General features: G+C 72.9%; 14 protein-coding genes. 9 read left to right on the forward strand and 5 right to left on the reverse strand.

The annotated features are described in order from the left end of the window. Positions 1–6: 6 nt before the first annotated feature. The 4 genes from AB0E07_RS02170 to AB0E07_RS02185 all read left to right on the forward strand — a co-directional run bounded on the left by AB0E07_RS02170 (position 7) and on the right by AB0E07_RS02185 (position 3625). On the forward strand, positions 7–921 hold the full coding sequence (locus tag AB0E07_RS02170; RefSeq protein ID WP_362245755.1) for an ACP S-malonyltransferase: 915 nt from the start codon (positions 7–9) through the stop codon (positions 919–921). Positions 922–937: 16 nt separating this feature from the next. Continuing rightward, entirely contained in the window at positions 938–1939 is a 1002-nt protein-coding gene (locus AB0E07_RS02175; protein WP_362245414.1) for a ketoacyl-ACP synthase III, read from the forward strand. An 81-nt stretch (positions 1940–2020) separates the two neighbouring features. Further along, positions 2021–2269: an acyl carrier protein gene (locus AB0E07_RS02180; protein ID WP_152787270.1), complete on the forward strand. Its 249-nt coding sequence runs from the start codon at positions 2021–2023 to the stop codon at positions 2267–2269. Between the two features lie 84 nt (positions 2270–2353). Beyond that, positions 2354–3625 carry a beta-ketoacyl-[acyl-carrier-protein] synthase family protein gene (locus AB0E07_RS02185; protein ID WP_362245416.1) on the forward strand — a complete coding sequence of 424 codons (1272 nt, stop codon included), beginning with the start codon at positions 2354–2356 and terminating at the stop codon, positions 3623–3625. Between the two features lie 175 nt (positions 3626–3800). Here AB0E07_RS02185 and AB0E07_RS02190 read toward each other — a convergent pair whose 3' ends face one another. After that, positions 3801–4295 carry a DUF3145 domain-containing protein gene (locus AB0E07_RS02190; protein WP_362245418.1) on the reverse strand — a complete coding sequence of 165 codons (495 nt, stop codon included), beginning with the start codon at positions 4293–4295 and terminating at the stop codon, positions 3801–3803. 256 nt (positions 4296–4551) lie between these two features. Here AB0E07_RS02190 and AB0E07_RS02195 point away from each other — a divergent pair, with 256 nt between their 5' ends. Further along, a complete protein-coding gene (locus tag AB0E07_RS02195) occupies positions 4552–5445 on the forward strand; it encodes an SGNH/GDSL hydrolase family protein (protein ID WP_362245420.1) in 894 nt (297 codons plus the stop codon). A gap of 15 nt (positions 5446–5460) precedes the next feature. After that, on the forward strand, positions 5461–6435 hold the full coding sequence (locus tag AB0E07_RS02200; RefSeq protein ID WP_362245422.1) for an aldose epimerase family protein: 975 nt from the start codon (positions 5461–5463) through the stop codon (positions 6433–6435). Between the two features lie 78 nt (positions 6436–6513). Here AB0E07_RS02200 and AB0E07_RS02205 read toward each other — a convergent pair whose 3' ends face one another. Then, the gene (locus AB0E07_RS02205; protein WP_362245424.1) at positions 6514–8949 is read right to left on the reverse strand and encodes a glycoside hydrolase family 3 C-terminal domain-containing protein; all 2436 of its coding nucleotides are present in this window, start codon (positions 8947–8949) and stop codon (positions 6514–6516) included. 102 nt (positions 8950–9051) lie between these two features. Between AB0E07_RS02205 and AB0E07_RS02210 the strand changes: the two genes are divergently transcribed. Further along, on the forward strand, positions 9052–9627 hold the full coding sequence (locus tag AB0E07_RS02210) for a TetR/AcrR family transcriptional regulator (protein ID WP_362245426.1): 576 nt from the start codon (positions 9052–9054) through the stop codon (positions 9625–9627). On the opposite strand, the gene AB0E07_RS02215 is transcribed toward AB0E07_RS02210, so the two are convergent. Beyond that, complete coding sequence (locus AB0E07_RS02215) at positions 9605–10000, reverse strand: RidA family protein (protein WP_362245428.1); 396 nt, start codon at positions 9998–10000, stop codon at positions 9605–9607. The two genes, AB0E07_RS02210 and AB0E07_RS02215, sit on opposite strands and share 23 nt — an antisense overlap. After that, complete coding sequence (locus AB0E07_RS02220; protein ID WP_362245430.1) at positions 9997–10803, reverse strand: NAD(P)-dependent oxidoreductase; 807 nt, start codon at positions 10801–10803, stop codon at positions 9997–9999. Before AB0E07_RS02220 ends, AB0E07_RS02215 begins: the two co-directional genes overlap by 4 nt. A 58-nt stretch (positions 10804–10861) precedes the next feature. Here AB0E07_RS02220 and AB0E07_RS02225 point away from each other — a divergent pair, with 58 nt between their 5' ends. Together AB0E07_RS02225 and AB0E07_RS02230 are read left to right on the forward strand one after the other, a co-directional pair. Continuing rightward, positions 10862–11794, forward strand: coding sequence for a LysR family transcriptional regulator (locus AB0E07_RS02225; RefSeq protein WP_362245432.1), 933 nt, complete (start codon positions 10862–10864; stop codon positions 11792–11794). Positions 11795–11852: 58 nt separating this feature from the next. Then, a complete protein-coding gene (locus AB0E07_RS02230; protein ID WP_362245434.1) occupies positions 11853–13085 on the forward strand; it encodes a pyroglutamyl peptidase in 1233 nt (410 codons plus the stop codon). Here the strand turns inward: AB0E07_RS02230 and AB0E07_RS02235 are convergent. Continuing rightward, positions 13075–13866, reverse strand: coding sequence for an EI24 domain-containing protein (locus AB0E07_RS02235; RefSeq protein WP_362245436.1), 792 nt, complete (start codon positions 13864–13866; stop codon positions 13075–13077). The two genes, AB0E07_RS02230 and AB0E07_RS02235, sit on opposite strands and share 11 nt — an antisense overlap. Positions 13867–13901: the final 35 nt, after the last annotated feature.

Consider the following 13901-nt stretch of genomic DNA (forward strand, 5'->3'; position numbering starts at 1 on the left):
GTGAGAGTGCTCGTACTCGTCGCTCCCGGCCAGGGCGCCCAGACGCCCGGCTTCCTGACTCCCTGGCTCGACCTGCCCGGCGCCGCCGACCGCGTCGCCGCCTGGTCCGACGCCGTCGGCCTCGACCTCGTCCACTTCGGCACCAAGGCCGACGCGGACGAGATCCGGGACACGTCGGTGGCCCAGCCGCTGCTGGTCGCCGCCGGACTCCTCTCCGCCGCGGCACTGGGTGACATCACCCCCGGCGCGGTCGCCGGACACAGCGTCGGTGAGATCACCGCCGCCGCCTTCGCGGGCGTGCTGGACGACACCGCCGCCCTGACCCTCGTACGCAGGCGGGGTCTGGCGATGGCCGAGGCCGCCGCCATCACCGAGACCGGGATGTCGGCGCTGCTCGGCGGCGACCCCGACACCTCCGTCGCGCACCTGGAGAAGCTCGGTCTGACCCCGGCGAACATCAACGGCGCCGGCCAGATCGTGGCCGCGGGCACGATGGAGCAGCTCGCCGCGCTCGCCGAGGACAAGCCCGAGGGCGTGCGCAAGGTCGTCCCGCTGAAGGTCGCCGGCGCCTTCCACACGCACCACATGGCGCCGGCCGTGGACGCGCTGGCCGAGGCCGCCAAGGAGCTGTCGCCCGCCGACCCGACGGTCCCCTACGTCTCCAACAAGGACGGCCGGACCGTGGCCACCGGCGCCGAGGTGCTGGACCGGCTGGTCGGCCAGGTCGCCAACCCGGTCCGCTGGGACCTGTGCATGGAGACCTTCAAGGAGCTGGGCGTCACGGCGCTGCTGGAGGTGTGCCCGGGCGGCACCCTGACCGGCCTCGCCAAGCGCGCGCTGCCCGGCGTGGCGACGCTCGCCCTGAAGACCCCCGACGACCTCGACGCGGCTCGCGAGCTCATCGCTGAGCACAGCGCCTGACAAGGAGCCGAGCAGCATGTCGAAGATCAGGCCCAGCAAGGGCGCCCCGTACGCGCGCATCCTCGGTGTGGGCGGTTACCGTCCCACCCGGGTCGTGCCGAACGAGGTGATCCTCGAGACGATCGACTCGTCCGACGAGTGGATCCGCTCGCGCTCCGGCATCGAGACCCGGCACTGGGCGAACGACGAGGAGACCGTCGCCGCCATGTCGGTGGAGGCGTCCGGCAAGGCCATCGCCGACGCCGGGATCACCGCCGAGCAGATCGGCGGAGTGATCGTCTCGACCGTCTCGCACTTCAAGCAGACCCCGGCCGTCGCCACCGAGATCGCCGACAAGCTCGGCACCGCCAAGGCCGCCGCCTTCGACATCTCGGCCGGCTGCGCGGGCTTCGGCTACGGCCTCACCCTGGCCAAGGGCATGGTCGTCGAGGGCAGCGCGGAGTACGTGCTCGTCATCGGCGTGGAGCGGCTGAGCGACCTGACCGACCTGGAGGACCGCGCGACGGCCTTCCTGTTCGGCGACGGCGCCGGCGCGGTGGTCGTGGGTCCCGCCCAGGAACCCCACATCGGCCCGACCGTCTGGGGCTCCGAGGGCGACAAGTCCGAGACCATCAAGCAGACCGTGCCGTGGACGGACTACCGCACCGGCGAGGTCGACAAGTTCCCTGCGATCACGCAGGAGGGCCAGGCGGTGTTCCGCTGGGCCGTGTTCGAGATGGCGAAGGTCGCCCAGCAGGCGCTGGACGCGGCCGGAATCAGCCCGGACGACCTGGACGTCTTCATTCCCCACCAGGCCAACGAGCGGATCATCGACTCGATGGTGAAGACGCTGAAACTGCCGGAGCACGTCACGGTCGCCCGCGACGTACGCACCACCGGCAACACCTCGGCCGCCTCGATCCCGCTCGCTATGGAGCGGCTCCTGGCGACCGGCGAGGCGAAGAGCGGCGACACCGCGCTCGTCATCGGCTTCGGGGCGGGTCTCGTCTACGCAGCCACTGTCGTTACCCTCCCCTAGGCACTCCGTGCCGGATCATCGTGTCGGTCCGTTACGGAATCAACGCCACACCCTCTGGAAATCTACGAAGGAGCGCCTGACATGGCCGCCACTCAGGAAGAGATCGTCGCCGGTCTCGCCGACATCGTGAACGAGATCGCCGGCATCCCGGTCGAGGACGTCCAGCTGGACAAGTCCTTCACCGACGACCTGGACGTCGACTCCCTGTCCATGGTCGAGGTCGTCGTCGCCGCCGAAGAGCGCTTCGACGTCAAGATCCCGGACGACGACGTCAAGAACCTCAAGACGGTCGGCGACGCGACCGAGTACATCCTCAAGCACCAGGCCTGAGTCCCTTAGGCCGGACGTGCCCCGGCCCCGCCACCCGGCGGTGGCGCCGCTGAATCCTCGTATCCCGTTGGAGAAAGAATTCCCGTGAGCTCGACCAATCGCACCGTGGTCGTCACCGGTATCGGCGCAACCACACCGCTGGGTGGCGACGCGGCCTCTACCTGGGAGGGCCTCGTCGCCGGACGTTCCGGTGTCCGGCCCCTGGAGCAGGAGTGGGCCGCCGACCAGGCGGTCAGGATCGCGGCGCCGGTCGCCGTGGAGCCGACCGAGGTGATCCCCCGCCCGCAGGCCCGACGCCTGGACCGTTCGGCGCAGTTCGCGCTGATCGCGGCCAAGGAGGCCTGGGCGGACGCCGGTTTCACCGAGAAGGCGGGCGAGGACGCGAACGTCGACCCCGACCGGCTCGGTGCCGTCATCGCCTCCGGCATCGGCGGCGTGACGACCCTGCTCGACCAGTACGACGTGCTCAAGGAGAAGGGCGTACGCCGCGTCTCCCCGCACACCGTGCCGATGCTGATGCCCAACAGCCCCTCCGCGAACGTGGGTCTGGCCGTGGGCGCCCGTGCGGGCGTGCACACGCCGGTCTCCGCCTGCGCCTCGGGCGCCGAGGCCATCGGCTACGCCATCGAGATGATCCGTTCCGGCCGTGCCGACGTGGTCGTGGCCGGCGGTACCGAGGCGGCGATCCACCCGCTGCCCATCGCCGCGTTCGGCAACATGATGGCGATGTCCAAGAACAACGAGAACCCCGAGGGCGCCTCGCGCCCCTACGACGTCGCCCGGGACGGTTTCGTCCTCGGTGAGGGCGCCGGTGTCGTCGTCCTGGAGTCCGCCGAGCACGCCGCCCGGCGCGGCGCCCGGGTGTACGCCGAGGCGGTCGGCCAGGGCATCTCCGCCGACGGCCACGACATCGTGCAGCCGGAGCCGGAGGGGCGCGGCATCAGCCACGCCCTGCAGAACCTGCTGGAGCGGACGGATCTGGACCCGGCGGAGATCGTGCACGTGAACGCGCACGCCACCTCGACGCCGGCCGGTGACATCGCGGAGCTGAAGGCGCTGCGGAAGGTGTTCGGCGACGACACCGACCACATGGCGGTGTCCGCGACCAAGTCGATGACCGGTCACCTGCTGGGTGGTGCCGGTGGGGTCGAGACGGTGGCGACCGTGCTGGCCCTGTACCACCGGGTGGCTCCGCCGACCATCAACGTCGAGAACCTCGACCCCGAGGCCGAGGCGAACGCGGACGTGGTCCGTGGGGAGGCGCGGAAGCTGCCCGTGGAGGGCCGTATCGCTGCGCTGAACGACTCGTTCGGGTTCGGTGGGCACAACGTGGTGCTGGCGTTCCGTACGGTCTGAACTCCGTAGGTGTGGCGATGGCCCGGGTCCCCTTTCGGGGGGTCCGGGCCATCGTCGTTGTGGTGTGGGGTCGTTCGCCGGGTGCGGTGTGCGTCGTGGCTGGTCGCGCAGTTCCCCGCGCCCCTGGGGAGTTGCCCCTCGGGGCGTTCTTACGCCACCCCTTTGGGAGCACCGTCTAGACCACCTGGTGGAGCCAGCGGACCGGGGCTCCTTCGCCTGCGTAGCGGAAGGGTTCGAGTTCGTCGTCCCAGGGCTTGCCGAGGAGCTTGAAGAGTTCGGCCTCCAGGTCCGTCTCGCCGCGCTGGGAGCGGGTCAGGGCGGCGCGCAGGCGGTCCTCCGGGATCAGGATGTCGCCGTGGATGCCGGTGACCGCGTGGAAGATGCCGAGGTCCGGGGTGCAGCTGTAGCGCTCGCCCTCGGCGGTGGGGCACGGCTCGGCGGTCACCTCGAAGCGCAGCATCTGCCAGCCGCGGAGCGCGGAGGCCAGTTTGGAGGCGGTGCCCACCTCGGCCTGCCAGGAGAACTCCGAGCGCCAGGTGCCGGGCGCGGCGGGCTGCCGGATCCAGTCGAGGTTGACGCGCGTGCCGAGCACCCCGGCGACGGCCCACTCGACGTGTGGGCACAGCGCGCGGGGCGCGGAGTGCACGTACAGAACTCCACGTGTCGTCACCGGGACCTCCGGGCTGAGCGGGACATCTTGCGAACTGGCGGACTGCGGTGGCCGGGCGGCCCCACTGATGGCGAGGCTACCGTGCGGCGGCGCAAGGAGTGTGACGTACCGTCGGTCCCGATGCCGTGAAACGTCCGCCATTCACCCGGCAGGACGCCTGTACGGGGCGGAGGGGGTGCTTCGCGCGCGCCCGGGAACTCCCGCGCGTTGTATGGGGAGGGGAGCCGTCGCCGAGGACCGAGGGGATCAGCAGCGGATGCGGAAGACAGGACACCGCTCACGGGCCGTGCTCGCCGTGGTGTCGGCGGCCGTCCTGGGCCTGGCGGGCTGCGACGCCGTCGGGGGCAACGCGTCGGCGCCGTCCGGGACGGGCACCGGGCGGGTGAAGCCCACGCCGACGCCGGTGTGGGACCGCAGCCCGGAGTCGCTGGCGGCCGTGGGCGACTCCATCACCCGTGGGTTCGACGCCTGCTCGGTGCTGTCGGACTGCCCGGAGGTGTCCTGGGCGACCGGCAGCAGCGAGGAGGTGGACAGCCTCGCCGTCCGGCTGCTGGGCGAGCGGGACGCGGCCGCCCGGAGCTGGAACTACGCGGTGACGGGCGCCCGGATGAGCGACCTGGCCGGGCAGATGGCGCAGGCGGCGACACGCCGGCCGGAGCTGGTGACGGTGATGGCCGGGGCGAACGACGCCTGCCGGGCGACGACCGACGCCATGACCCCGGTGGCCGACTTCCGCGCGCAGTTCGAGGAGGCGATGCGGACGCTGCGCGGGGCGCTGCCGAGGGCGCAGGTGTACGTGGCGAGCGTGCCGGACCTGAAGCGGCTGTGGTCGCAGGGGCGGACGAACGCGCTGGGCAAGCAGGTGTGGAAGCTCGGTATCTGCCCGTCGATGCTCGGTGACGCGGACTCGCTGGACGCGGCGGCGACGCTGCGCCGGGAGACGGTGCGGAAGCGGGTGGAGGACTACAACGGGGTGCTGCGGGAGGTGTGCGCCAAGGACCGGCGGTGCCGGTTCGACGGGGGCGCGGTGTACGCGTACCGGTTCGGGACGAAGCAGCTGAGCCGCTGGGACTGGTTCCACCCGAGTGTGGACGGTCAGGCCCGGTTGGCCGAGATCGCCTACCGGACGGTCACGGCGCAGTCCGGGTGACCTAAAGTTCCGCACATGAACGAACTCTTCGGCACACTTTCCGACGGAACGGCCGTGCACCGCTGGACCCTGGAGCGGGCCGGTGTGCGGGTACGGGTGCTGACGTACGGCGGGATCGTGCAGTCGGTGGAGGTCCCGGACCGCGACGGCGTCGCCGGGAACGTGGTGCTGGGCTTCGAGGACCTCGCGGGGTACCCGGCGCATCCGGGACCGTACTTCGGGGCGCTGGTGGGGCGGTACGCCAACCGGATCGCGGGCGGCCGGTTCACCCTGGACGAGCTGACGTACGCGCTGCCCCGCAACGACGGGCCGAACTGTCTGCACGGCGGCGAGCGCGGCTTCGACCGGCGGGTGTGGGACGCGGAGCCGGTGGAGCACGGGGTGCGGCTGAGCCGGGTCGCGGCGCACGGCGAGGAGGGCTTCCCGGGGCGGCTGGAGCTGACGGCGGAGTACACGCTGGACGCGGACGGCGCGCTGCGGATCGTCTACGGGGCGGTGACGGACGAGCCGACCGTGGTGAACCTCACGAACCACAGCTACTTCAACCTCTCGGGGGCGCGGTCGGGGAACGCGGGCGGGCACGAACTGCGGCTCGCGGCCTCCCGGTTCACTCCGGTGGACGAGCATCTGATCCCGACCGGCACCGAGTCCGTCGAGGGCACCCGCTTCGACTTCCGTACCGCGCGCAAGGTGGGCGCCGGCTACGACCACAACTTCGTGCTGGACAAGGGCGTTACCGCGGCCCCGCGGGAGGTGGCCGAGCTGCACGACCCGGCGTCCGGGCGGGTACTGACGGTGTCGACCACCGAGCCCGGCCTTCAGCTGTACACCGCCGACCATCTCTCCGAGCCCTTCGCGCCGGGCGACGGCATCGCCCTGGAGACCCAGCACTTCCCCGACTCCCCCAACCGCCCGGAGTTCCCGAGCACGGTGCTGCGGCCCGGCGAGGTGTTCCGCTCGGAGACGGTGTACGCCTTCTCCACCCGGTAGTCGGGCGGCGGGCGCGATGAGCCCCGGTCCGGGCGTCAGGTCCCGGACCGGGGCTGTCCGTGGGGCGCGGGGCCCGGATCAGACGTTAATCGTCCCGGTGAGCCTGCGGTCGGCGATCGAACGTCCGGCCTGGATCTCGTACGAACCCTTCACAAACGACCATGAGCCGGTCTTCTCGTCCCAGATCTCGAAGGCGCGGCCCGGGATCTCCACGACGGCCTCCACGGTCCGACCGGGTTCCGCGGTCACCTGGGCGAATCCGGCCAGGACGCGGGCCGGGCGCTCGGCGTCGGGCTCGGCGGGCGCCAGGTAGACCTGCACGACCTCGCGGCCGGTCCGGTCGCCGGTGTTGCGGACGCGGATCCTGGCGGTCCGGCCGTCGAGCTCCAGCGACTCGTAGGCCCACTCGGTGTAGCCGAGTCCGTGCCCGAAGGGGTACGAGGGGGTGCGGCCGGCCTTGTCCCAGGCGCGGTAGCCGATGAAGACGCCCTCGGTGTAGGGCAGTTCGCCGTCCTCGGGGACGACCTGGGTGACCGGGGCGTCGGCGAGGGAGCCCCAGGTGGTGGGCAGTCGGCCGCCGGGCTCCTCGGCGCCGGTGAGGACGTCGGCGAGGGCGGCGCCGCCCTCCTGGCCGGGGAACCAGCTGAGCAGCACCGCGGCCACCTCGTCCCGCCAGGGCAGTTCCACCGGGGAGCCGGAGTTGACGACCACGACGGTGCGGGGGTTGGCGGCGGCGACGGCGCGCACGAGGTCGTCCTGGCGGCCGGGGAGGTTCAGGTCGGTGCGGTCGAAGCCCTCGGACTCGACCCGGTCGGTGGTGGCGACCACGACCACGGCCGTGTCGGCGGCGCGGGCCGCCTCGACGGCCTCGGCGATGAGTTCGTCGGCGTCGCGCTGCGGCTCCTGGTGGGCGAGGGCGAAGCCGACCACCTTGATCGGGGCGCCCTCGGGGATGCTCACGGTGTGGGTGAGGGAGATCTCGACCGGCTCGCCCGCGGTCAGTTCGGCCACGGCGCGCGGCTCGGGCGCGCCGAAGAAGGCGATGAACGGGTCGGAGGCGTCGGTGCCCTGGACGTCGTCGTAGTGGGTGGTGCCGGCGACGGTGAGGGTGAAGGGGCCGAGGCCCTTGATGCCGAAGGTGTGCGGGCCGGTCTCGCGCGGGGTGAAGGTGCCGGTCAGCTCCACGGTGTGCAGGTTGTCGTGGTTGACGCCGTCGGGGAGGTCCGAACCCATCCACTGGATCTGGCCGTTGGGCGTGGCGGAGGTGCCGATGGTCCGGCCCTCGGCGTCGCGGCAGACGGCCCGCAGCTCGAACCCCTTGTCGGCGACGGCGAGTTCGGTGGTGGGGTCGGCGCCGAGGGCGTAGCGGAGGGCGCCTTCGGGGAGGGCGGCGGTGAGGCCGTCGAGCGGGGAGACGATCCGTGCCGGGAAGACGGTCGCGGAGCCGCCGCCGAGGATGCGGGCGTCGCGGGCGGCGGCGCCGATCAGGGCCACGGTGCCGCCGGCCGGCAGCGGCAGGGCCCCCTCGTTGCGGACCAGGACGAAGGAGCGGCCGGCGATCTCGCGGGCCAGCGCCTCGCCGTCGACCTCGGCGGGCGGCTCGGTCACGGCGGGCTCGGCGCCCTCCAGGGCGCCCACCCGGGCGGCCAGCCGCAGGACGTTGCGCACGGCGTCGTCGACGCGGTCCTCGGTGACCTCGCCGGCCCGGACGGCCGCCGCGAGGGCGGTGCCGTAGACGGTGTCCGGGCCCGGCATGGCGACGTCGAGGCCGCCCTCGATGGCGCCGGTGGTGGAGCGGGCGGCCATCCAGTCGGAGACGTTGAAGCCGTCGAAGCCCCATTCGCCGCGCAGGACCTCGTTCACCAGGTAGCGGTGCTCGGTCATCGTGGGGCCGTTGACCGAGTTGTAGGCGGTCATGATGCCCCAGGGGTGGGCGTTCTCGACGATGGCCTCGAAGGGCGCCAGGTACAGCTCGCGCAGGGCGCGCTCGCTCACGGTGTTGTTCACGGTGAAGCGGTCGGTCTCGGCGTCGTTGGCGACGAAGTGCTTGACGGTGGTGCCGACGCCGCCGGACTGGACGCCGCTCACATAGCCCGTGCCGATCCGCCCGGTGAGGTACGGGTCCTCGCTGTAGGCCTCGAAGTGGCGGCCGCCGAGCGGGGAGCGGTGCAGGTTGACGGTGGGCGCGAGCAGGACGTGGACGCCCTTGCGGCGGGCCTCCTGGGCGAGCAGCACGCCGGCCCGGCGGGCGAGTTCGGGGTCCCAGGTGGCGGCGAGGGCGGTCGGGGAGGGCAGCGCGACGGAGGGGTCCTCGGCGGTCCAGCGCACGCCGCGGACGCCGATCGGGCCGTCGGACAGGACGAGGGAAGCGAGGCCGATCTCCGGCAGGGCGGGCAGCGTCCACATGTCCTGGCCGGCGAGCAGCCGTGCCTTCGCGTCGAGGTCGAGCCGGGCCAGGGCCGCCTCGACCACCGCCTCGCGTGCGTCATCGGCCTGGGTGCGGGTTGCCGCCATGGCGGTGCCTCCTCGGTGAGTCCGTGCTGTGCCTCCATCCTGCATCGGTTACCTGTAGACCGGTAGGTTTCGTTATTCGGCTGTAATATTTCACTCGGGTGGATGACGTACGGTGACGCCATGAACGCGAGGGTCAGGAGCGAGGAGCGCCGCGCTGAGATCGTGCGCGCGGCCCTTGAGGTGATCGCAGAGCGCGGGTACCGGGGTGCCAGCCTGGCGGCGGTCGCGGAACGGGTGGGGCTCACCCAGCAGGGGCTGCTGCACTACTTCCCCACCAAGGACGCGCTGCTGGTCGCCGTGCTCCAGGAGCGGGACCAGTGGGACGCGGTGCCGGACACCCGGTGGCGGGTCGACCTGCTCGCCTCGCTGGTGGAGTACAACGCCATGCGGCCCGGCATCATCCAGACCTTCGCGGCGCTGCTCGGCGAGAGCGTCACCGAGGGGCATCCGGCGCGCGACTACTTCACCGGCCGCTACGTCCGCGTCCGCACCAGCATGGCGGAGGTGCTGCGCGCCGAGTACGGCGACCGGCTGCCGAACGGGCTCACCCCGGAACGCGCCGCGCCCCTGCTCGTGGCCGTCATGGACGGGCTCCAGTACCAGTGGCTGCTGGACCCGGAGTCGGTGGACATGCCGGGCGCGTTCCGGGACTTCCTCAGGCTGCTGGGCGAGGAGTGACCGCGGCCACCACCTCGATCTCGATCAGGGCCTCGGGCCGGAACAGCCTCGGCACCTCGAAGGTCATGCTGGTGGGCGGGGTACCGGTGATCGACTCCCGTCGCACGGCGGCGTATTCGGCCAGCTCGGAGATGTCGGTCAGGTAGGTCCGGATGTTGATGATGTCGTCGAGCGTGGCACCGTGCGCGCCGAGCAGCTCGGTGAGGATCGCGAAGACCCCCCGGCTCTGCTCCGCCAGCGTCTCCCCCGGCGCGATCTGGCCGGAGACGAACAACAGCACGCCGCCGTCGGCGCCTTCGACCCGGGCCACCTGCGAGTAGGCGGGGCTGTAGGGCTGGGGGGCGTTGGCGGGGTTGTCGAGGGTGACCTTCATACGTTGCTCCCGGTACGGATCTGGGCTGCGGCGGCGGAGATGTCGGCGTCGGGGACGCCCGCGGTGCGGTACTGCTCCAGTACCGCCTGAAGGGCGGGCAGTCGGGCCGTCCCGGTGGCCAGGGCGAGGTCCTTCACGGCGAGGGCGGTGCCGAAGTGGGCGCCCTCGGCGAAGCTGCGGGCGACCGCGCCGGCGAGCGGGCCGTCGGCGAGGGCGCCGCGGGCGAGGGTGTCGTCGAGGCCGAGGGCGTCGGCGAGCCGCAGGGACTCGGCGACCAGGGCGACCCCGCCGACGGCCGCGGCGTTCAGGACGAGTTTGAGCGCGGCGCCGGTGCCGGGCGGACCGGTGCGTACGACCTCGCCGAGCCGTCCCAGCACCTCGGCCACGCCGTCCGCCCCGCCGCCCGCGAGGATCCTCAGCCCGCCGGTGCCCGCCCGGTCGGTGCTGCCCATCACGGGCGCGTCGACGAGGGTGACCTCTGGACCGAGGCGGGCGGCGAGGCCCTGCACCGCCGCCGGTCCGACGGTCGACATGTCGATCCAGTGGGTTCGCGGGCGCAGGGCGGGCGCGGCCGCGTCGGCGACGGCGGCGAGGGCCTCGGGGCCGGTGAGCATCGTGATCACGACGTCCGCGTCCCGCACCGCCCCGGCCGGGGAGTCGGCCGCCGAGGCGCCCTCGGCGGCGAGCGGCGCGGCCTTCGCCGCCGTACGGTTCCAGACGGTCAACGGGTGCCCGGCGCCCAGGAGTCGACGGGCCATCGGGGCGCCCATACGGCCGAGCCCCAGAAAGGCGATCTTCTGCATGCCGTCGACGCTAGGCGCGACCCACCGATGCGACAAGCGAATGTCTAGCATGGCAGCCATGCCGAATCAGCATCACAGCAGTGACCCGGGACTGTCGTCGGTCTGGCTCCGGGTCTTCCTGGAGGTGGCCCGGTACGGCTCCTTCACCGTCGCGGCCCGCAACCTGGGCTGGACCCAGTCGGCGGTCTCCCGGCAGATCTCCTCGCTGGAGGACGCGCTGGGCGGAGCGCCCCTGTTCGACCGGCTGCCGAGAGGCGTGCGGCCGACCGAGGCCGGGCGGATCCTCCTCCCCCACGCCGAGACGGTCACCGCGGCGCTGCACGGCGCCGTGCGGGAGCTGGCGGAGCTGCGGGAGGCGGCGGGCGGGCGGCTGCGGTTCGGCGCCTTCGCCACCGCCGACGCGGCCCTGGTGCCGCTCGCCCTGGCCGCCTTCCGGGCCCGCCACCCGGGCGTCCGGGTCTCCCGCGAGGAGGGCCTGACCCCGGGCCTGCTGGACCGGCTGAACGCGGGCCACCTCGATCTGGCGGTGGTCTCCACGACCGGCGGCGCCCCGCTGGACGCCCACGAACTCCACCATCTGCTCGACGAGTCGCTCTACGTGGCCCTCCCCGCGGGCCACGCACTGGCGGGCGGCGGCCCGGTCCGGCTCGCGCGGCTGGCCGACGCCGACTGGATCTCCGGCAGCCCCCGCCCCGAGGGCACCCTGCTGGACGCGGCCCTGCGCCAGGGGTTCCGGCCGCGCGTGGCGCACGTCGTCGGCGAGTGGACGGCCAAGCAGGGGTACGTGGCCGCGGGCCTCGGCGTCGCGCTGGTCCCGGCGCTCGCCGCCGCCTCGGTGCGCCCGGACATCGCCCTCGTACCGGTCCTGGACGAGGAGGCGCCCGCCCGCGCGGTGTACGCGGCGACCGCGCGCGGCCGGTCCCTCACCCCGGCCGGTACGGCGTTCCTCGCCGCGCTGCGCGAGGCGGCCCGGGGGGTTCCGGTGCCCTGAAGCGGGGAAGCGAGCAGTCACCACGCTCCCCCACCGCACCGGAAGGACCACAAGTCCCTTGAATTCCATACGTGTTGGACTCTGCGCCCTTGGCCTGGCGCTGGCCGCGACCCTGACGGCGCCGGTGACCGCGACCGCCGCCGAGGGGCCGACGGTCGAGGAGGCGCGGCTCGACGGGGCGGTGCCCCAGGAGATCCTGCGGCGGTCCGGATTCGACGCCGTGGCGGCCGGGTTCGCGCGTGACCTGGCCGGGGCCCGGTCGTACGGCGAGGCCCGTGCCCTCGTGACGCGCGAGGGCGGCGCGCTGTGGCGGCGGGCCGTCGACCGGGCGCAGGGGCGGGGGCCGGCCGGCGGCGACCTCAGCCGGGACGACGACCGGCCGCTGTACTGGGCCCGGCTGGCGATGACGCGGGAACTGCGGTCCTGGGAGCCCCGGTTCGGGCTCAGCGAGCAGCGGCGGGCGGAGCTGATCGGGCGGCTGGAGCGGACCTCGCGGGGGCAGAGCGCGATCCGCTACCCGCACGGCGAGGGGATCGGGCGGATCCTGGTCACCGGCTTCGATCCGTTCACCCTGGACCGCGACATCCGGATCTCCAACCCGTCCGGGGCGACCGCGCTCGCCCTCGACGGCACGGTGATCGAGACGGCGTCGGGTCCGGCGCGGATCGAGGCCGTGGTGTTCCCGGTGCGCTGGCAGGACTTCACCGACGGGACGGTGGAGCGGACGCTGAAGCCGTATCTGCGGGGCGTGGACCTGCTGACCACGGTCAGCCAGGGCCGGGTCGGGCGGTTCGACATCGAGCGGACCAACGGGGCCTGGCGGGGCGGCTTCCCGGACAACGACAACGTGGGCCGCACCGAGACCGTCCCGGTCACCGACCCGGCCTCGCAGCCGCAGTGGACGACGACGACCCTGCCGTACCGGGCCATCACGGAGGCGTCGACGGGACGGTTCCCGGTGCTGGACAACACCGGGGTGACCGAGATCCCGGCGGGCGGCACCGAGCCGGTGGTCCGCCCGGACGGACCCACGCCGGGATCCGTGGCGCGGGCCGGGGGCGGCGGGAACTACCTGTCCAACGAGGTCGCCTACCGGGCGACGCTGCTGCGGGACCGGCTGGGGCTGCACGGCTCGCTGCCGGCCGGGCATGTGCACACGCCCGTACTGCAGTTCGCGGCCGGCAACACCTCCGAGGTGACCGATCCGGAGTTCGTGCGCAACCGGCTGGACATCATCGCCCAGGTGCGCACGATCCTGACGGTGGCGACCGGCACGCCGGTCACGCGCTGACGTCCTGGCCCGCGATCTTGCCGTCGGCCTCCAGGATCTCCTCGCCGAGCAGGTCGCGGGCCATCAGGGTGGCTCCGGCCACCGCGCCCGGCATCAGGAACACCGCGACGAACGGGACCAGGAAGCTGACGGCCAGCGGGGTGCCGAAGCCCCAGACGAGGGTCTTGCGGGCACGCAACAGGGCGAGCCGGTCACGGAGTTCGACCCCGCGGCGCTGCATGGCCACCGCGGCCAGTTCCTCGGTGAGGAAGAAGCCGGTGACGAGGAACCCGATCACGGGGACGACCGTCTGCCCGACGAACGGGACGAAGCCGAGGGCGAACAGCAGCAGGCCCCAGAGCCCGGCGCGGACCAGGATGCGCAGGCTGTCCCGGCCCGAGATCCACAGTTCCCGCAGGAGCGGCAGGCCGGACTCGGGGGCGCTGCCGTCCGGGGAGACGTCCCGGTCGACCTTCTCGGAGAGGTTCTCGTAGAAGGGCTGGCCGATCAGCAGGGTGACCGCGGTGAAGGTCAGCACGGAGAGCAGCAGGGCGAGGACGAAGAGGACGGCGGTGAGGAAGCCCCGGAAGAGCCCGGCCCAGGGGCTGGACCAGTCGTCGGCGAACGGCGTCGCCCAGGTGACGAAGTCCTCTCCCCACACCGCCAGCGAGACGAGCGCCGCCAGGTAGAGGACGAGTGTGATCAGGCCTGGCAGGAGACCGAAGCCGTACTGCTTGCCGTGCAGGGCCATCCAACGCTGGCCCTTCAGGAGATAGCGGAAACCCACCCCAAGATCGCGCATGTGGTGAACCCTATCGCTCGGCCCGGGACGGTCCC

This window comes from Streptomyces sp. NPDC048002 (assembly GCF_040653275.1).
GTDB lineage: Bacteria > Actinomycetota > Actinomycetes > Streptomycetales > Streptomycetaceae > Streptomyces.